Source organism: Mycobacterium sp. ST-F2, from assembly GCF_001905655.1.
In the GTDB taxonomy this organism is placed as follows: domain Bacteria; phylum Actinomycetota; class Actinomycetes; order Mycobacteriales; family Mycobacteriaceae; genus Mycobacterium.
Window position 1 is genome coordinate 125,061 of record NZ_JMHT01000007.1, and the last position, 17,629, is coordinate 142,689.

Genomic DNA, 17,629 nt, shown 5'->3' on the forward strand with positions numbered 1-17,629 from the left:
CGTGAGCGCCCACGCGGGCCGTCGGACAGCTGCTTGCGGCGGCCGCGGTTACTGGCGCCAACGGGCCGACGTCATCGTCGTCGGCACGGGGGTCGCCGGCCTGGCGGCGGCGCGCGCGGCCCAGTCGGCCGGCAGTCGCGTCGTGGTGGTGGGCAAGTCCGGTGAGACGGCCACCGCCTATGCCCAGGGCGGCATCGCGGTCGTCATCCCTGACACCGACGACTCGGTACAGGCGCACGTCGCCGACACGGTCGCTGCCGGCGCCGGTCTGTGTGACGTCGACGCGGTCACCTCGATCGTCGCCGACGGTTATGCCGCGGTGCGCGAATTGGTCGGTGCCGGTGCGGCTTTCGACGAAGTCCGGCCGGGGGACTGGTCGCTGACCCGTGAGGGTGGGCACAGCCGTCGTCGCATCATCCACGCCGGTGGCGACGCGACGGGCGCGGAAGTGCAGCGCGCTCTGGCCGCGGCGACGCAGACCTTGGACATCCGGCCCAATCATGTTGCCCTGCAGGTGCTGCACCACGACGGTGCGGTCAGCGGGCTGCTGGTCCTCAGTCCCGAGGGACCCGGCGTGCTGACGGCGCCATCGGTGATCCTCGCGACCGGCGGACTGGGCCAGCTCTACACCGCGACGACCAACCCCGACGGGTCCACCGGCGACGGCATCGCTCTCGCGCTGCGGGCCGGGCTGCCGGTCCGCGACATCGAGTTCATCCAGTTCCACCCGACCATGCTGTACACCGGCACCGGTGGTGGGCGCTGCCCGCTGATCACCGAGGCGCTGCGCGGCGAAGGCGCGATCCTGCGGGACCGCCGCGGCGATTCGGTGACCGACGGCGTGCACCCGATGGGTGATCTCGCACCGCGCGACGTGGTGGCTGCCGCCATCGACGCGCGCCTGGCCGCCACCGGCGACGACTACGTCTACCTCGACGCCCGCGGCGTCCCCGACGTCGCCGCCCGGTTCCCGACCGTCACGGCCGCGTGCCTGGCCTTGGGTATCGATCTTGCGCGCCAACCGATTCCGGTGGTGCCCGGCGCCCACTACAGCTGCGGCGGTGTCGTCACCGACGTGTTCGGACGCACCGAGATGGCCGGTCTGTACGCCGCTGGTGAGGTCGGTCGCACGGGTATGCACGGTGGCAACCGCCTGGCCTCCAACAGCCTGCTGGAAGGGCTGGTGGTCGGTGGGCGGGCCGGCCGCGCGGCGGCGGAGCGGGCCCGCGATGCCGGCGGAAACCGCGTGCCGGAACCCGATCTGGGTAAGCGGCCCGCGCTGGATCGTGATGCGCTGCAACGCGCGATGACGCGCCATGCATCGGTGGTGCGGGACGCCGCCGGCCTGGGTGAGCTCGGTGAACTGCTCACCGGTGCCCGGGGCACGGCCATGTCGGACCGGGCGGCCGTCGAAGACGCGGCGCTGACGGTGACGGCGTCGGCAGTCACCGCGGCCGCGGTGGCCCGGGCCGAATCCCGTGGCTGCCACCACCGCAGCGATCGGCCGGACCTCGATCCGGCGTTCGGGGTGTCAATCGATGTGCGGCTGGACGCCGCCGGGCGCGCCGTGGCCGCCCTGCCGATGGGAGTGGGTAACTGATGGCATTGACCGCAGCGGAATTGGCCGACGCACACGCGATCATCGATCGCGCGCTCGACGAGGATCTGCGCTACGGACCGGACGTCACCTCGGCGGCGACGGTGCCCGCCGACGCCACCACCGTCGCGTCGATGGTGTCGCGGCATCCGGGCGTCATCGCCGGTCTGGACATCGCGGTTCTGGTGCTGGACAAGGTGATCGGTGCGGGCGCGTATCAGATCCGGGATCGCGCCGAGGACGGCGCCGAGGTGAAGCCCGGCGATGCGGTGCTGACCGTCGAAGCGCCGACTCGGGACCTGCTGACCGCCGAGCGCACCATGCTCAACATCGTCTGCCATCTGTCGGGGATCGCCTCGGAGACGGCCCGCTGGGTGCAGGAGGTGGCCGGCACCAACGCGGCCATCCGTGACACCCGAAAGACCTTGCCCGGACTGCGCTTACTGCAGAAGTACGCCGTGCGCGTCGGGGGCGGCGTCAACCACCGGCTGGGGTTGGGCGATGCCGCGCTGATCAAGGACAACCACGTCGCGGCCGCCGGCTCGGTGCTCGCGGCCCTGCAGGCGGTGCGCGACGTGGCGCCGGACCTGCCGTGCGAGGTCGAGGTCGATTCGCTCGAGCAGCTCGACGAAATCCTCGGCGAGAACGTCGAATTGGTTCTGCTGGACAACTTCCCGGTCTGGCAGACGCAGATCGCGGTGCAGCGCCGCGACGCCCGGGCACCCGGCACCAAGCTGGAATCGTCGGGCGGCCTCAGCTTGGACTCGGCCGCGGCCTATGCCGCCACGGGCGTGGATTACCTGGCCGTTGGGGCCCTGACACATTCGGTGCGGGTGCTCGACGTCGGACTGGACACGTAACCCGGCCGCTACTATCACGGTCATGGCAGAAGACGAGAAGTCCGAAGACAAGACCACCACGCTGAGCAAGCCTGCGAAGGCCACCGCGAAGGCCACCGACACAGCGTCGGAATCGGGGTCGGGTTCGGTGTCTGTCACGCAGATCATCGCAATCGTGGCCGTCGTCATCGGTCTGATCGCCGCCGGCATCGGGGGCTACGCCTGGTACCAGGTGAAGCATCAGGCCAAGACGTACACGCAGGCCGAGCAGGACACGGCCAAGATCGCGCTCTGCGACGCCATGAAGGTCGTCAGCAAGGGCATCGCGATCAACACCAATCTGGCGGTCCCGGGCGGGCCGGACGACACCACCGGCGCGCTGGCCGTGGCGGCCAATGCCCGACTGGCGCTGATCACCGGTGGCCAGTACCTCTTGAACAAGATCGACCCGGCGGTGCCGGCCGATCTCGCGACGGTGACGCGCAAGTACGCGAACACCCTGTTGGACATCGGTGCTGCCGCGACTGCCGGCGATCAGACCGATGATGCGCAGCAGAAGGTGCGCCTGGATGACGCCGGCGCCGACAGCAAGCAGATCAACGACATCTGCAAGTAGCCGTTGACGGGCCGGGGGCCACGCTGACATTCAGCGTGGCCCCCGGTGTGTCAGTGGGCGATGTCGGCGACGAACACGCCGCTGCGCTTGGCCACGATCTGCGCGATCCGCGGCAGCGACGGGTCATCGGTGCCCGCGGGCAGGATGCGCGGATTCACCAGGTGCAGGTCCTTGCGCGCGACGTGGATGTCGGCCTCACCCGCGGCGAGCACGTTCTTGACCCAGTTCGTCTTGCCGTGGGCCAGCCCGATCGCCAGCACATCGCCCTTGCGGTACGAGGTGACGATGGTCTCGTATTCCTTGCCCGACGTGCGGCCGCGATGCTTGATGACCGAGAACCCGGGCAGCTTCTTGGACAACGGGCGCAACGCCGGGTTGATGTACTTGATCTGGAAGTTCTCCAACCACACCGGGAAGATCATCGGCACGCCGGCGGCGTTGTTGGGGTGGTCCTGACGGCTTGACATTGACGCCTCCGTATTCGATTTGGCCTGCTCTGGGACAATAGTGGGGTGAACACTGCAGTGAAGCTCGCGCGTATCGATTTGCGAGGTCAGCAGCTGTCCGCGGCGCAGTTGCGAGCGGTGCTGCCCCGAGGCGGTGTCGACGTGGATTCGGTGCTGCCCAAGGTACGCCCCATCGTCGACGCCGTGGTCGAAGGCGGCGCGGTGGCGGCACTGGAGTACGGAGAGTCGTTCGACGGGGTGCGGCCGGCGGCCGTGCGCGTCCCGAAGGTGGAGCTGGACGCCGCGCTGACCCGCTTGCCCGCCGACGTGCGGGTGGCCCTCGAGGTCGCCATCGAGCGGACCCGCGCCGTGCATGCCGACCAGCGCCGCACCGACACCACCACGACCCTGGCCCCGGGCGCGACCGTCACCGAGCGCTGGGTGCCCGTCGAGCGCGTCGGGCTGTACGTGCCGGGCGGCAACGCCGTCTACCCGTCGAGCGTCGTGATGAACGTCGTGCCGGCCCAGACCGCCGGTGTCGACTCCCTGGTGATCGCCAGCCCGCCGCAGAAGGACCACGGTGGACTGCCGCACCCGACCATCCTCGCCGCGGCGGCCCTGCTCGGGGTCGACGAGGTGTGGGCCGTCGGCGGTGCCCAGGGCATCGCATTGCTGGCCTACGGCGGCGTGGACACCACCGGTGAAGAGCTGGCGCCGGTCGACATGATCACCGGGCCGGGCAACATCTTCGTCACCGCCGCCAAGCGCATCTGCCGCTCCCAGGTGGGCATCGACGCCGAGGCCGGCCCGACGGAGATCGCCATCCTGGCCGATCACTCGGCCGACGCGGTGCACATCGCCGCCGACCTGATCAGCCAGGCCGAGCACGACGAGATGGCGGCCAGCGTGCTGGTCACCACCAGCGAGAAGCTGGCCGACGCCACCGATGTCGAGGTGGCCGCGCAGGTCGCCACGACGCTGCACCGCGAGCGGGTGACGGTCGCGCTGAACGGTAAGCAGTCGGCCATCGTGCTGGTCGACGATCTCGACGCCGGCGTGCGGGTGGTGAACGCGTACGCCGCCGAGCACCTGGAAATCCAGACCGTCGACGCCGCGGAGGTCGCGGGCCGAATCCGTTCGGCCGGCGCCATTTTCGTCGGTGCCTGGTCGCCGGTGAGCCTGGGCGACTACTGCGCCGGGTCCAACCACGTGCTGCCCACCGCCGGCTGCGCGCGGCACTCCAGCGGGCTGTCGGTGCAGACGTTCCTGCGCGGCATCCACGTCGTCGACTACACCGAGGCGGCACTGAAAGACGTTGCGGGTCACGTGATCACGCTGGCCAACGCCGAGAACCTGCCTGCGCACGGTGAGGCTGTGCGCCGGAGGTTCGAAAGCTGATGAGCGCTCGCGCGAAGAACATAGATGCAGTGAAGATTTCGCTTGAAGATCTTCCCCTGCGGGAGAACCTGCGCGGCAAGTCGCCCTACGGCGCACCGCAACTCGTCGTGCCCGTGCGGCTCAACACCAACGAGAACCCGCACCCGCCGACGCAGGCGCTGATCGACGATGTCGCCGCGTCGGTCGCCGAGGCCGCTGCGGAGTTGCACCGGTACCCGGACCGCGACGCCATGGCGCTGCGCACGGACCTGGCCGCCTACATGCAGGCACAGACGGGTGTCGCGCTCACGGCGGAAAACCTGTGGGCGGCAAACGGTTCCAATGAAATCCTGCAGCAGCTGCTGCAGGCGTTCGGCGGGCCGGGTCGTAGCGCCATCGGCTTCGTGCCGTCGTACTCGATGCACCCGATCATCTCCGACGGCACCCAGACCGAGTGGCTGTCGGCGACGCGGGCGAGCGATTTCGGGCTCGACGTCGATGTGGCCGTGGCCGCGATCAGCGCGCAGCAGCCCGATGTCGTCTTCGTGACCAGCCCCAACAACCCGACGGGGCAGAGCGTTCCGCTCGACGACCTGCGGCGGCTGCTGGACGTCACTCCGGGTGTGCTGATCCTCGACGAGGCGTACGGCGAATTCTCGTCGCAGCCCAGTGGTGTCGCGCTGCTGGCCGAGTACCCGGCCAAGCTGATCATCAGCCGCACCATGAGCAAGGCGTTCGCCTTCGCCGGCGGCCGGCTGGGCTACCTGGTGGCCGATCCGGCCGTCATCGACGCGATGCTGCTAGTGCGGTTGCCCTACCACCTGTCGGTGCTCACCCAGGCGGCCGCGCGTGCGGCCCTGCGGCATGCCGACGAGACGCTCAGCAGCGTCGCCACCCTGGCGGCCGAGCGGGACCGGGTGGCAGCGGCGTTGTCCGACATGGGTTTCCGGGTCATCCCCAGCGACGCCAACTTCATCCTGTTCGGTGAGTTCGCCGACGCCGCGGCAACCTGGCAGCGCTACCTGGACGCCGGTGTGCTGATCCGCGACGTCGGGATTCCCGGATTCCTGCGCACCACCGTCGGTTTGGCGTCGGAGAACGACGCCCTGCTGGAAGTCAGCGCCAAGCTCGCCGCATCGGCACTAGCCCCACAAGGAGTTTCATGACTCGCCGCGCCCGCGTCGAACGCACCACCAAGGAGTCGAGCATCGTCGTCGAGATCGATCTCGACGGCACCGGCCAGGTCGACATCAGCACCGGGGTGCCGTTCTTCGACCACATGCTGACTTCCTTGGGCACGCACGCCAGCTTCGATCTGACGGTGCACGCCAAGGGTGACGTCGAGATCGAGGGCCACCACACCGTCGAGGACACCGCCATCGTCCTGGGTCAGGCGCTCGGCCAGGCCCTGGGCGACAAGAAGGGCATCCGCCGGTTCGGCGACGCGTTCATCCCGATGGATGAGACCCTGGCCCATGCGGCCGTTGACGTTTCGGGCCGTCCGTACTTCGTGCACACCGGTGAGCCCGAGTCGATGGTGTCCTTCACCATCGCCGGGTCCTCGGTGCCGTACCACACTGTGATCAACCGGCACGTGTTCGAGTCGCTGGCCTTCAACGCGAAGATCGCGCTGCACGTGCGCACGCTGTACGGCCGCGACCCGCACCACATCACCGAGGCGCAGTACAAGGCCGTGGCCCGCGCGCTGCGTCAGGCCGTCGAACCCGACCCGCGGGTGGCCGGTGTGCCGTCGACCAAGGGCACTCTGTGACAAAGAAATTGGTGGTCCTGGACTACGGTTCGGGCAATCTCCGGTCCGCGCAGCGCGCCCTCGAGCGGGTGGGCGCTGACGTCGAGGTGACCGCGGACGCGACGGCTGCCGCTGCCGCGGACGGACTCGTGGTGCCCGGTGTCGGCGCCTACGAGGCCTGTATGACGGGTCTGCTGTCGATCGGCGGGGAGAAGATCATCGCCGACCGGCTCGCCGCGGGTCACCCCGTGCTGGGTGTCTGCGTCGGCATGCAGATTCTGTTCTCGAAGGGCGTGGAGTTCGGCGTGCAGACCGAGGGCTGCGGGCAGTGGCCCGGTGAGGTCACCCGGCTCGATGCGCCGGTGATCCCGCACATGGGCTGGAACACCGTCGACGCCGCGGCCGGCAGCACCCTGTTCAAGGGACTCGACGCGGGTACCCGGTTCTATTTCGTGCATTCCTATGCCGCTCAGCAGTGGGGCGGCCATGCCGACGCGAAGGTCACGTGGGCCACGCATCACGTGCCGTTCATCGCGGCCGTCGAAGACGGCGCGTTGTCGGCGACACAGTTTCATCCGGAGAAGAGCGGCGACGCAGGTGCGACGCTGTTGGCGAATTGGGTTGAGGGGCTATGAGTTTGATTTTGTTGCCGGCCGTGGACGTGGTCGACGGCAAGGCAGTGCGGCTGGTGCAGGGCAAGGCCGGCAGCGAGACCGATTACGGCTCGGCGCTGGAAGCCGCGCAGACCTGGCAGCGCGACGGTGCCGAGTGGGTGCATCTGGTGGACCTCGACGCCGCGTTCGGCCGGGGCAGCAACCGCGAGCTCCTCGCCGAGGTCGTCGGCAAGCTCGATGTGGCGGTGGAGCTTTCGGGTGGCATCCGTGACGATGAGTCGCTCAAGGCGGCCATGGACACCGGCTGCGCCCGCGTGAACATCGGCACCGCGGCGCTGGAGAGCCCGGAGTGGTGCAAGCGGGCCATCGGCGAGTACGGCGACCGCGTCGCCGTCGGCTTGGACGTGCAGTTCGAGAACGGCAGCTGGCGCCTGCGCGGCCGCGGCTGGGAGACCGACGGCGGTGACCTGTGGGACGTGCTGGAACGCCTTGATGGCGAAGGCTGTTCGCGTTACGTCGTCACCGACGTCACCAAAGACGGCACGCTGACCGGTCCGAACCTGGACCTGCTGAGCACCGTGGCCGGCCGCACCAACGCGCCGATCATCGCGTCGGGTGGCGTGTCGAGCCTGGACGACCTGCGCGCCATCGCCACGCTGACGGGGCAGGGCGTCGAGGGCGCCATCGTCGGAAAGGCCTTGTACGCAGAGCGGTTCACGCTGCCTGAGGCGCTGGCTGCGGTTAAGTGATCGAACCGGCGAGGTTGGCAGAGCTGGTCGCCGCGGCGACCAGCATCCTCGATGACGCTGTCGCCCCGTTCGTCGCCGGCCACCAGGCCGACGCGGCAGTGCGCAAGAAGGGCAACGACTTCGCCACCGAGATCGACCTTGCCATCGAGCGCCAAGTCGTCGCGGCACTCACGGCGGCGACCGGGATCGGTGTCCACGGTGAGGAATTCGGCGGCGAGCCCATCGATTCGGAACTGGTGTGGGTCCTGGACCCCATCGACGGCACGTTCAACTACGCGGCCGGTTCGCCCATGGCAGCCATCCTGCTCGGCCTGCTCTGGCGGGGTACCCCCGTCGCGGGACTGACGTGGCTGCCGTTCATGGGTCAGCGGTACGTCGCCACCCTCGATGGCCCAGTCCGCGACGGGGACTTGGTATTGCCGCCGCTGGCAACGAGCACGCTGGCCGACTCGATCGTCGGCATCCAGACCTTCAACATCGACTCGAAGGGCCGGTTCCCGGGGCGGTGGCGCAATGCGGTCCTGTCGAGCCTGACCCGCGAGTGCTCACGCGTGCGGATGCATGGCGCCACCGGTCTCGATCTGGCCTATGTCGGTGCCGGCATCCTCGGCGGCGCAATCAGTTTCGGTCACCACATCTGGGACCACGCGGCAGGCGTGGCTCTGGTGCGGGCCGCGGGCGGTATCGTCACCGACCTGGCCGGCGAGCCGTGGACGGCCGATTCGAAGTCTGCGCTGGCCGCTGCGCCCGGTGTGCACGAGAGGATGCTGGAGATCGTGAAATCCGTTGGCATTCCGGAGGATTACCTGTGAGTCTCGCAACGCGCGTCATCCCGTGCCTGGACGTCGACGGCGGCCGGGTGGTCAAGGGCGTCAACTTCGAGAACCTGCGGGACGCCGGCGATCCCGTCGAGCTGGCCGCCGCGTACGACGCCGAGGGCGCCGACGAGCTGACATTCCTGGATGTCACCGCGTCGTCGTCGGGCCGCTCGACCATGCTCGAGGTGGTGCGCCGCACCGCCGAGCAGGTGTTCATCCCCCTGACCGTCGGTGGCGGTGTGCGCTCGGTCGAGGACGTCGACACGCTGCTGCGTGCCGGCGCCGACAAGGTCTCGGTCAACACTGCCGCCATCGCCCGGCCCGAACTGCTGTCGGAGCTGTCGCGCCAGTTCGGTTCGCAGTGCATCGTGCTGTCGGTGGATGCCCGCACCGTGCCGGCAGGCTCCGAACCGACCCCGTCAGGCTGGGAGGTGACGACCCACGGCGGCCGTCGCGGCACCGGCATCGACGCCGTCGAATGGGCCACGCGCGGAGCCGAACTCGGCGTCGGGGAGATCCTGCTCAACTCGATGGACGCCGACGGCACCAAGGCCGGATTCGACCTGGCGATGCTGCGGGCGGTGCGTGCCGCGGTCAGCGTGCCGGTGATCGCGAGCGGGGGAGCGGGCGCCGTCGACCACTTCGCACCCGCGGTGCAGGCCGGTGCCGACGCTGTCCTGGCGGCCAGTGTGTTCCACTTCCGCGAGCTGACCATCGGTCAGGTGAAGGAAGCGATGGCGGCCGAAGGGATCACGGTCCGATGAGCGTGTCGACGGCGGGTCTCAACCACATGTCCGGACTGGAACGGTCAACTTTCCTTGACTGTGAAGGAAAGTTGACGACTCCGGTTCGAACGTGTGACAGGAGCGCCGACACGCCGGGGGCCGACACGCCGGGCGCAGGCAGGTCCGCCGTCACCTGGAGACTGCCATGAGCCTCGATCCGAATATCGCCGCCCGACTCAAGCGCAACGAGGCCGGGTTGTTCACCGCCGTGGCGCAGCAGCGCGGCACCGGCGACGTGCTGATGGTCGCCTGGATGGACGACGACGCGCTGGCCCGCACCCTGGAAACCCGTGAGGCGACGTACTTTTCCCGTTCCCGCGGTGAGCAGTGGGTCAAGGGCCTGACGTCCGGACACACGCAGTATGTGCACTCGGTCCGGTTGGACTGTGACGGCGACGCCGTGCTGCTCGAGGTCGACCAGGTCGGCGGTGCCTGCCACACCGGCGACCACAGCTGTTTCGACGCCGACCAGTTGCTCGCCCCCGAGTCCTAATCCGGGACGGGCAGGTGTTGTTCGACCAGAGCACGTCCGTCGGCCCGCAGTGCGTCGTCGACGTCGACACCCAGAACCCGTAGCGCCGCGTCGGCGATATCGGCTGCCACCTCGTCACCGGCAATGCCCGGATCGTCGACCCGTTGCGCGATGACGGTCTCGGTCAGGCGCACCGGTAGCCCGCACCGGAATTCGTCGCCGCCCACGACGTCGACTGCCAGCTCGCGGTACACGGCGTGCAGCTCGCGGCGTCTGCGGTGGAAGCCTTCGATGCCGTCGACCTCCGGCAGTAGATAGAGCCGGCCCAGGTTCCACGGCACGGACAGCAGGTTGGCCGCGTCACCGGCAGTCACCGCCCACAGCGCCGCCCGTGGATCGTCCACCGAGCGTGTCACGCGCCGTGCGAATTCCAGTGACGGCACCACCGTCGCGCCGAGCAGTGCTTCGAGGATGGCTTCCTTGTTGGGGAAGTGGTGGTACAGCGAGGCTTGCCGGATGCCGACCGCCTCGGCGATGGACCGCGTCGAGGTCACCGTAAACCCCTGTGTCACGAACAGTTCTCCGGCGGCGTCGAGGATCTGCTCGACGGCGGTAATGCCGGGGCGTAGGGCATCGCGATGACGGGGGCGGCCGGGGCGGCTCATGCCACTACTGTGCCACCTGCGGTCATCCGCGCAGCGTCGGCTCGCACGAAACCCAACTGTTACACCGCGACCCACGCCGGAAACGTCGGTGACCCATCTGCGTCACGCTTCCCATTAATTCTGTCAGTTGACAGGTATTAACCTTTGAAGAAGCGGGATCGGATGACATTGACCAACACGTCGCCGGCGGATCACGACGATCTAGCCGAGTTCGGCTACGACCAACAGTTGCACCGCTCGCTGGGCAAGTTCGCCTCGTTCGCGGCCGGCTTCTCGTTCGTCTCGATCCTGACCACGATCTTCCAATTGTTCGGCCTCGGATACAGTTTCGGCGGTCCGGCGTTCTTCTGGACCTGGCCTGCGGTATTCATCGGCCAGTTTGCCGTGGCCCTGTGCTTCGCCGAACTCGCCGCGCGGTACCCGATCTCTGGCGCCATCTACCAGTGGGCCCGTCGCCTCGGCGGTGAGGTGGTCGGTTGGTTCGGCGGCTGGTTCATGATCCTCGCGCAGATCATCACGGCGTCGGCCGCGGCCATCGCGCTGCAGGTGGTGCTGCCGGCGGTGTGGTCGGGTTTCCAGATCATCGGCACCGACACCGCTCTCACGTCCGCGGACGGCGCCGCCAACGCGGTGCTGCTGGGTACCGCGCTGCTGGTGATCACCACCACCATCAACTGCATCGGCGTCCGCTGGATGTCGCGAGTCGCGACCATCGGGGTCTGCTGCGAGATCGTCGGCGTCATCGCGGTCGTCGGCGTGTTCTTCACCCATGCACAGCGTGGTCCCCAGGTCGTTTTCGACACCGGCGCAGCGGGTCCCGGGTACGGCTGGGCGTGGATCGCCTCCGGCCTCATGGCCGCATACGTCATGGTCGGCTTCGGGTCGGCCGGTGAACTCGCCGAGGAGACCCGCGACGCGCGCCGGGTCGCCCCGCGCACCATCCGCTCGGCGCTCACCGTCTCCGCGCTCGGCGGTGGTCTGATGATCATCGGCGCCCTGATGGCCGCCCCGAGCCTGACCGATGGGCGCCTGGCGACCGAGGGCCTGCCCTACGTGCTGGGCGCGGTGCTGTCCTCGCCGTGGGGGACCTTGCTCCTCGTCGACGTCGCCATTGCAATCTTCATCTGCACCTTGGCCATTCAGACCGCCGCCACCCGTCTGATGTTCTCCATGGCACGCGACCACCGGCTGCCGTTCTCGTCACTGCTGTCCCGCGTCAATCCGGCTACTGGGACGCCCATTCCGCCGGCCATCGTGGTCGGTGTCGCCTGTGTCGGCGTGCTGCTGGTGAATGTCGGCAACTCCGCGATCTTCGCGACCCTCGCCAGCGTCTGCATCATCGCGATCTACATCGCCTACCTGCTGGTGACCGCACCGCTCCTGGCGCACCGACTGCGCGGAATGCGTTGGGATGCAACGGTCACTGACGCCGGCGGCCGGCCACTGTTCTCGATGGGCCGCTGGGGCCTGCCGATCAACGTGTTCGCCGTGGTGTACGGCGTGGCCATGGTGATCAACCTGGCCTGGCCGCGCCCGGAAATCTACGACCCGACCGGCACCATGCCGCTGCTGGTCTGGGCCGGGCCGTTCACCATCGTTGCCATCGTCGCGCTCGGTGCCCTGTGCTTCCCGTATCGACGGGAACACCCGCGCCCCGTCGGGTCGCTCTGACCTCCTCCAATCAGCAACTGCCGAAAGGATTCTCGTGACTGTCTCGTCCACCTCAACAACCGCCGCCGCCCGCGCACACGCCCGCGCCCAGGCCGGCACGCACACGGCTGCCATGCCCGTCGTCCCGGCATCGCAGTGGCCGACGCCGCTGGCCGGTGTCGACGCCGCCCGCCTGACCTGGGCCGAGACGGTGCCCGGCGGCCGCTACACCAGCAAGGTGCTGGCTCGCGGAACCCGGTTGCGGCTCACCGACATCGACGGCCGCGCGTGTGCGCACCTGCTGTTGTGGCGCGCCGACGCCCCGTGGGAGCGGCTCAACACCGCCGACACCGTCAAGGTGCCGTGGCAGGCGTACCTCGGTACCGGTCATCCGCTGCTCGACGACCAGGGACGCGTCCTGGCGACCATCGTCGCCGACACCTCGGGTCACCACGACGCCTTGTGCGGCACCACAACCCGCGTCCAGAACGAAGCCCGCTACGGCGCCGGCACCGCCCATTCGGACAGCCCGGCCGGCCGCGAGCTCCTGGTGCTCGCCGCGCTCAAGCACGGTCTCGGACCGCGCGACGTCGGCCCCGGTGTGTCGTTCTTCCACGGCGTCCGTGCCGACGATGCGGGTCGATTGGAGTCCACGGGCTCGGCCGGCCCCGGCACCACCGTCGAACTGATCGTGCACCTGCCGGTGATCGTGGCGATCGCCAACACCGCCCACCCGCTGGATCCGGAGCCGAGCTTCAGCACCTCCGACCTGGAGGTCCTGGCCTGGTCCGCTCCCGACGACCTCGCCGAGCTGGCCGCCCGCGCCGAGACCATCGGGCCCGAATACGAACGCGCCCACCGCAACACCGAAGACGTCTGGACCGCACTGCATCTCACCGAAGGAGCATCCGCATGAGCACCGCCATCGACTCGGTCCCCGCGCTGGTTTCCGGCACGACCATCCTCGACGAGATCGTCGACGCCCGCGGCCCCTGGTCGGCGATCGTCAAGGAAGGCGATGTGCTGACCATCGTCGACCTGCACGGCAACCAGGCCGTCGACACCCTGATCTACGGGGCGCACGACACGTCGAAGCGCTACAGCGCCCAGACGACCATCACGGCACAGCGGTCACTGTTCGTCGGCACCGGAACAGTGTTGCGGGACAGCGACGGTGGGGCGCTGATGACCGTCGTGGCCGACGAGGTCGGCAACCACGACACCGTCGGCGGCGCGTGCTCGCAGGAGTCCAACACGCTGCGCTACGGCCACCACACCCGGCACCAGCACGCCTGCGTGGAGAACTTCCTGATCGAAGGCGCGCGGTACGGCCTCGGAAAACGCGATCTGGCACCGAATCTCAACTTCTTCATGAACGTGCCGGTCGAGGCCGACGGCACCCTCGGCATCGTCGACGGGTTGTCGGCGCCGGGGCTGCGGGTCGCGCTGCGCGCCGACACCGACGTCCTCGTGCTGGTGTCCAACTGCCCGCAGATCAACAACCCGTGCAACGGCTTCGATCCGACGCCGGTGCGGATGATCGTCACCCGCCCATGACCGTCACCGTGCTTCGACCCGGGCCGAGCACCACCGTCCAGGACTGGCCGGGCCGCATCGGCTACTGGCAGGTGGGCGTGCCGCCGTCAGGTCCGATGGACGACCTGTCGCTGCGGCTGGCCAACCTCGCGGTCGGTAATGCCGAGGGCGCGCCCGGCCTGGAGGCGACGATGGCCGGTCCGACACTGGGATTCGATGAGGCGACCGTCGTCTGCGTCACGGGTGCCCCGGTCTCGGTGACGCTCGACGGGGTGCCGGCGCGGCAGTGGGCACCCATCGCGGTGCCCGAGGGCGGTGTGCTCGAGATCGGTGCGGTGCAGGGCGTCGGGATGCGCATCTACATCGCGGTGGCCGGCGGCATCGAGGCCGAGGCCTACCTCGGCTCGCGCTCGACGTTCACGCTCGGCAAGTTCGGCGCCCTCGGCCGCGCGCTGGCCGCCGGTGACCGCCTCGACCTGGGTGCCGCGGTGGGGCGTCCGCGCCGGCTCACCGACGAGGAGGTCCCGTCGATCGGCCACGAGTGGCGCCTGGCGGTCACCGAAGGACCGCACGGCGCGCCGGAGTTCTTCACCCGGGCCGACATCGAAACCCTCTACGAGGCCACGTATCTGGTGGACCACAACCTGGACCGCACCGGCGTACGCCTGGTCGGGCCCAAGCCCCAGTGGACCCGGCCCGACGGCGGTGAGGCGGGCCTGCATCCCTCCAACATCCACGACACGCCGTATTCGGTTGGCGCCCTGGACTTCACCGGTGACACCCCGATCCTGCTCGGCCCGGACGGCCCCAGCCTCGGCGGCTTCGTCTGCCCGGTGACGGTGACATCTGCCGATCGCTGGAAGCTCGGCCAGCTGACCCCCGGCGACCGGGTGCGCTTCGTCCCGGTGCGGGCCAGTGCCGCCGCACCGCTGGCGGCCCTCGGTATGTCGCGACGGGCGGCCTCGCCCGTGGTGCGCAGTCCCCGCGGTGACGGCGACGACGGCGTCCTGCACCGCGGCGTCACCGGCGACGGGACGACGTCGATGACGTTGCGCCGCAGCGGTGATGACAACCTCCTGGTCGAATACGGAACGATGACACTGGATTTGGTGCTGCGGGCGCGGGTGCACGCGCTGCACACCGCGATCGAGGCCCACCGCCCCCGCGGGATCATCGACCTGACACCCGGAATCCGTTCGCTGCAGGTCAAGTTCGACGCCGCGCTCACCGACCACCAGACGATGACCGCCTTCGTGCTCGACATCGAGTCCGCGCTCGGGCCCGTCGACCGGTTGGTGCTGCCGAGCCGCTCGGTGCGGTTGCCGCTGAGCTGGGACGACCCCACCATCCGGCTGGCCATCGAGCGGTACCAGAACGGCGTGCGCGACGACGCCCCGTGGTGCCCCAGCAATATCGAGTTCATCCGCCGCATGAACGGCCTGGAATCCCACCAGGAGGTGTTCGACATCGTCCACGCGGCAAGCTATCTCGTGCTCGGCCTGGGCGACGTCTACCTGGGCGCCCCGGTCGCGACCCCCGTCGATCCCCGGCACCGGGTGGTCACCACCAAGTACAACCCGGCGCGTACCTGGACTCCGGAGAATGCGGTGGGTATCGGTGGTGCCTATCTCTGCATCTACGGTATGGAAGGCCCGGGCGGCTACCAGCTGATGGGCCGTACCACCCAGGTGTGGAACCACCGATACCCGCTGTCCGCGCCCGGTTTCGAGCCCGAACAGCCCTGGCTGCTGCGGTTCTTCGACCAGGTGTCGTGGTATCCGGTGTCCTCCGATGAACTGACCGATCTGCGTGCTGACGTCGCTGCCGGGCGCGGCACCGTCGACATCACCGACGGCGAGTTCCGCATCGCGGACTACCTGGACTTCCTCTCGCGGGAAGCCGAAGACATCGCCGCGGTACGGCAGCGGATGACCATTGCCCGGGGCGAGGAGCGGGCCCGCTGGGAGGCCAGCGGTGAGATCGGGGCACGCAAGAAACGGTGCGCCACAACAGGACAGGAAGTCGCGTGACGGATCGGATCAACGCCGCGTTCGCGGCCATCGCACAGCGGCCGGAAGCGTTCATCACGGTGCGAGACGAGGATGACGTGCGCGCTGATGTTGCGCGGGCGGTCGGACCGCTTGCCGGTCGGCTGCTGGCCGTCAAGGACAATGTCGACGTCGCCGGTCTGCCAACCACGGCGGCGTGCCCGGGCTACGCCTACACGCCGGACGTCGACGCTCCAGTGGTGGCGGCGTTGCGGGCGGCCGGTGCGGTGGTGATCGGCAAGACCAACCTGGACCAGTTCGCCACCGGTTTGGTCGGAACCCGTAGCCCCTACGGCGCGGTGCGCGACGCGCGCCGGCTGGACCGGATCTCCGGTGGCTCGTCGTCGGGTTCGGCGGTCGCGGTGGCCATCGGCGCGGCCGATCTCGGAATCGCCACGGACACCGCGGGATCCGGGCGGGTGCCGGCGGCGTATCAAGGATTGGTCGGCATTAAGGCGACCGTCGGTCTGGTGTCGACGACCGGTGTCGTCCCGGCCTGCCCGAGCTACGACTGCGTGACGATCCTCGCGCGCGACCAGCCCACCGCGGAGGACGCGATGGCGGTGATGGCGACGACGACGCAGCGGCCGTGGCCGACGTCGACCCGGTTCGCCGCCCCCGCCGTCCCGACCCTCGCGATCCCGACCGAACTGCCTGCCATGGCGCCCGGTTGGGATGCCGCGTTCCAGCGCGCCGTCGACGCTGCGCGGGACGCCGGAATGCGCATCGTCCCCATCGATCTGACAGATTTCCTGGCGGCCGCTCGACTGCTGTACGAGGGTGCGCTGGTCGCCGAGCGCACAGAGGCGGTGGGGGACTTCATCATCGGGGCCGGTGCTGATGCCGGCCTGGACCCGACGGTGGCGGCGATCATCAGTGCCGGAGGGAGTCATTCGGCGACGGGCTTGCTACGTGATCGCCGCGAGCTGGACCGCTTGCGGGACCGGGCATTCGGGGTATTGGGGGAGTGCGACGCACTCCTGGTTCCCACAGCGCCGCTGCAGCCGACGCTCGCCGAGGTTGCGGCTGACCCGGTCGGTGTCAACGCGCGGATCGGCACCTACACCAATTTCTGCAATCTGTTCGACATGTGCGGCGTCGCGGTACCCGCCGGCGAGGTCGCCGAACCAGATGGCACCACAGCACAATTCGGGGTGACGGTGCTGGGCCGAGCCTTCGACGACGCGGTGGTGGCCGACATCGCGGCCCGGCTGGGCGGTGGCGAGCGCGGTGCGGTGGCGTCCTGGCCGGAGCGGGCCGGCGCCGGAGTGCTGACGCTGGTGGTCGCCGGTGCGCATCTGCGGGACCAGCCGCTGGCCGGTCAGCTCCACGATCTCGGCGCGCGCTGGGACGGTCCGGCTCGCACCGCCGAGCGCTACCGGATGACCGCGCTGCCGTCCGGTAAGCCCGCGCTGGTGCGGGTGCCGAGCGATGGGCGGGCGTTCGAGGTCGAGCGCTGGTCGCTGTCGCCCGCGGCATTGGGCCGATTCCTCGCCGCTTTGCCGACACCTATGGGACTGGCGGCGGTGGAACTCGACGACGGGTCGTGGGAAACCGGGTTCGTGTGTGCCGACGAGGCGGCCATCGCGGCGCCCGACATCTCGGAGTTCGGCGGCTGGCGCGCCTACCTGCAGGCTCGGGAGTTCGCCACCCAGTGATTTGTGCAC

The 17,629-nt window shown here is 69.3% G+C and carries 18 protein-coding genes; 16 read left to right on the plus strand and 2 right to left on the minus strand.

The features are described from left to right. Position 1 precedes the first annotated feature (1 nt). From EB75_RS04170 to EB75_RS04180, 3 genes are read left to right on the plus strand one after another with little or no spacing between them, the layout of a single operon-like run. Positions 2-1,600 carry an L-aspartate oxidase gene (locus tag EB75_RS04170; protein WP_073694215.1) on the plus strand — a complete coding sequence of 533 codons (1,599 nt, stop codon included), beginning with the start codon at positions 2-4 and terminating at the stop codon, positions 1,598-1,600. Next, complete coding sequence (gene nadC, locus EB75_RS04175) at positions 1,600-2,457, plus strand: carboxylating nicotinate-nucleotide diphosphorylase (RefSeq protein ID WP_073694216.1); 858 nt, start codon at positions 1,600-1,602, stop codon at positions 2,455-2,457. The genes EB75_RS04170 and nadC overlap by 1 nt, the downstream gene beginning before the upstream one ends. Before the next feature lie 22 nt (positions 2,458-2,479). After that, the gene (locus EB75_RS04180) at positions 2,480-3,052 is read left to right on the plus strand and encodes a flagellar basal body-associated FliL family protein (protein WP_083611961.1); all 573 of its coding nucleotides are present in this window, start codon (positions 2,480-2,482) and stop codon (positions 3,050-3,052) included. A gap of 50 nt (positions 3,053-3,102) precedes the next feature. On the opposite strand, the gene EB75_RS04185 is transcribed toward EB75_RS04180, so the two are convergent. Next, positions 3,103-3,519 carry a nitroreductase family deazaflavin-dependent oxidoreductase gene (locus EB75_RS04185; protein WP_073694217.1) on the minus strand — a complete coding sequence of 139 codons (417 nt, stop codon included), beginning with the start codon at positions 3,517-3,519 and terminating at the stop codon, positions 3,103-3,105. Positions 3,520-3,576: 57 nt separating this feature from the next. On the opposite strand from EB75_RS04185, the gene hisD reads away from it, so the two are divergent. The 8 genes from hisD to hisI all read left to right on the plus strand — a co-directional run bounded on the left by hisD (position 3,577) and on the right by hisI (position 10,084). Continuing rightward, positions 3,577-4,896, plus strand: coding sequence for a histidinol dehydrogenase (gene hisD, locus EB75_RS04190; protein ID WP_174557619.1), 1,320 nt, complete (start codon positions 3,577-3,579; stop codon positions 4,894-4,896). After that, complete coding sequence (locus EB75_RS04195) at positions 4,896-6,041, plus strand: histidinol-phosphate transaminase (RefSeq protein ID WP_073694219.1); 1,146 nt, start codon at positions 4,896-4,898, stop codon at positions 6,039-6,041. The genes hisD and EB75_RS04195 overlap by 1 nt, the downstream gene beginning before the upstream one ends. Continuing rightward, complete coding sequence (gene hisB / locus EB75_RS04200) at positions 6,038-6,646, plus strand: imidazoleglycerol-phosphate dehydratase HisB (RefSeq protein WP_020103224.1); 609 nt, start codon at positions 6,038-6,040, stop codon at positions 6,644-6,646. The genes EB75_RS04195 and hisB overlap by 4 nt, the downstream gene beginning before the upstream one ends. Beyond that, positions 6,643-7,260: an imidazole glycerol phosphate synthase subunit HisH gene (gene hisH, locus EB75_RS04205; RefSeq protein ID WP_073694220.1), complete on the plus strand. Its 618-nt coding sequence runs from the start codon at positions 6,643-6,645 to the stop codon at positions 7,258-7,260. The genes hisB and hisH overlap by 4 nt, the downstream gene beginning before the upstream one ends. Next, positions 7,257-7,988 carry a bifunctional 1-(5-phosphoribosyl)-5-((5-phosphoribosylamino)methylideneamino)imidazole-4-carboxamide isomerase/phosphoribosylanthranilate isomerase PriA gene (gene priA / locus EB75_RS04210; protein WP_073694221.1) on the plus strand — a complete coding sequence of 244 codons (732 nt, stop codon included), beginning with the start codon at positions 7,257-7,259 and terminating at the stop codon, positions 7,986-7,988. Before hisH ends, priA begins: the two co-directional genes overlap by 4 nt. After that, positions 7,988-8,800, plus strand: coding sequence for an inositol monophosphatase family protein (locus tag EB75_RS04215; protein ID WP_073694288.1), 813 nt, complete (start codon positions 7,988-7,990; stop codon positions 8,798-8,800). The genes priA and EB75_RS04215 overlap by 1 nt, the downstream gene beginning before the upstream one ends. Continuing rightward, positions 8,770-9,570, plus strand: a complete 801-nt coding sequence (gene hisF, locus EB75_RS04220; RefSeq protein ID WP_168175979.1) for an imidazole glycerol phosphate synthase subunit HisF — start codon at positions 8,770-8,772, stop codon at positions 9,568-9,570. Before EB75_RS04215 ends, hisF begins: the two co-directional genes overlap by 31 nt. Positions 9,571-9,736: 166 nt before the next feature. Further along, on the plus strand, positions 9,737-10,084 hold the full coding sequence (gene hisI / locus EB75_RS04225) for a phosphoribosyl-AMP cyclohydrolase (RefSeq protein WP_073694223.1): 348 nt from the start codon (positions 9,737-9,739) through the stop codon (positions 10,082-10,084). Here hisI and EB75_RS04230 read toward each other — a convergent pair. Further along, positions 10,081-10,728: a TetR/AcrR family transcriptional regulator gene (locus EB75_RS04230; protein WP_073694224.1), complete on the minus strand. Its 648-nt coding sequence runs from the start codon at positions 10,726-10,728 to the stop codon at positions 10,081-10,083. The two genes, hisI and EB75_RS04230, sit on opposite strands and share 4 nt — an antisense overlap. Positions 10,729-10,890: 162 nt before the next feature. On the opposite strand from EB75_RS04230, the gene EB75_RS04235 reads away from it, so the two are divergent. Genes EB75_RS04235 through atzF form a run of 5 tightly spaced genes read left to right on the plus strand, consistent with a single transcriptional unit; the run spans position 10,891 to position 17,620 of the window. Then, positions 10,891-12,399, plus strand: a complete 1,509-nt coding sequence (locus EB75_RS04235; RefSeq protein WP_073694225.1) for an amino acid permease — start codon at positions 10,891-10,893, stop codon at positions 12,397-12,399. 28 nt (positions 12,400-12,427) lie between these two features. Continuing rightward, a complete protein-coding gene (locus EB75_RS04240) occupies positions 12,428-13,294 on the plus strand; it encodes an urea amidolyase associated protein UAAP1 (protein WP_174557620.1) in 867 nt (288 codons plus the stop codon). Next, on the plus strand, positions 13,291-13,935 hold the full coding sequence (locus EB75_RS04245; RefSeq protein WP_073694227.1) for an urea amidolyase associated protein UAAP2: 645 nt from the start codon (positions 13,291-13,293) through the stop codon (positions 13,933-13,935). The genes EB75_RS04240 and EB75_RS04245 overlap by 4 nt, the downstream gene beginning before the upstream one ends. Continuing rightward, entirely contained in the window at positions 13,932-15,944 is a 2,013-nt protein-coding gene (locus EB75_RS04250) for a 5-oxoprolinase/urea amidolyase family protein (protein WP_073694228.1), read from the plus strand. Before EB75_RS04245 ends, EB75_RS04250 begins: the two co-directional genes overlap by 4 nt. Next, positions 15,941-17,620, plus strand: a complete 1,680-nt coding sequence (gene atzF, locus EB75_RS04255) for an allophanate hydrolase (protein WP_286150079.1) — start codon at positions 15,941-15,943, stop codon at positions 17,618-17,620. The genes EB75_RS04250 and atzF overlap by 4 nt, the downstream gene beginning before the upstream one ends. Positions 17,621-17,629: the final 9 nt, after the last annotated feature.

Bases quoted from the DNA above. Each gene is read 5' to 3' on its own strand.
- nadC (WP_073694216.1), top strand. From the start codon at position 1,600: ATGGCATTGACCGCAGCGGAATTGGCCGACGCACACGCGATCATCGAT.
- EB75_RS04180 (WP_083611961.1), top strand. From the start codon at position 2,480: ATGGCAGAAGACGAGAAGTCCGAAGACAAGACCACCACGCTGAGCAAG.
- EB75_RS04185 (WP_073694217.1), bottom strand. From the start codon at position 3,519: ATGTCAAGCCGTCAGGACCACCCCAACAACGCCGCCGGCGTGCCGATG.
- EB75_RS04195 (WP_073694219.1), top strand. From the start codon at position 4,896: ATGAGCGCTCGCGCGAAGAACATAGATGCAGTGAAGATTTCGCTTGAA.
- hisB (WP_020103224.1), top strand. From the start codon at position 6,038: ATGACTCGCCGCGCCCGCGTCGAACGCACCACCAAGGAGTCGAGCATC.
- priA (WP_073694221.1), top strand. From the start codon at position 7,257: ATGAGTTTGATTTTGTTGCCGGCCGTGGACGTGGTCGACGGCAAGGCA.
- hisI (WP_073694223.1), top strand. From the start codon at position 9,737: ATGAGCCTCGATCCGAATATCGCCGCCCGACTCAAGCGCAACGAGGCC.
- EB75_RS04230 (WP_073694224.1), bottom strand. From the start codon at position 10,728: ATGAGCCGCCCCGGCCGCCCCCGTCATCGCGATGCCCTACGCCCCGGC.
- EB75_RS04235 (WP_073694225.1), top strand. From the start codon at position 10,891: ATGACATTGACCAACACGTCGCCGGCGGATCACGACGATCTAGCCGAG.
- EB75_RS04245 (WP_073694227.1), top strand. From the start codon at position 13,291: ATGAGCACCGCCATCGACTCGGTCCCCGCGCTGGTTTCCGGCACGACC.
- EB75_RS04250 (WP_073694228.1), top strand. From the start codon at position 13,932: ATGACCGTCACCGTGCTTCGACCCGGGCCGAGCACCACCGTCCAGGAC.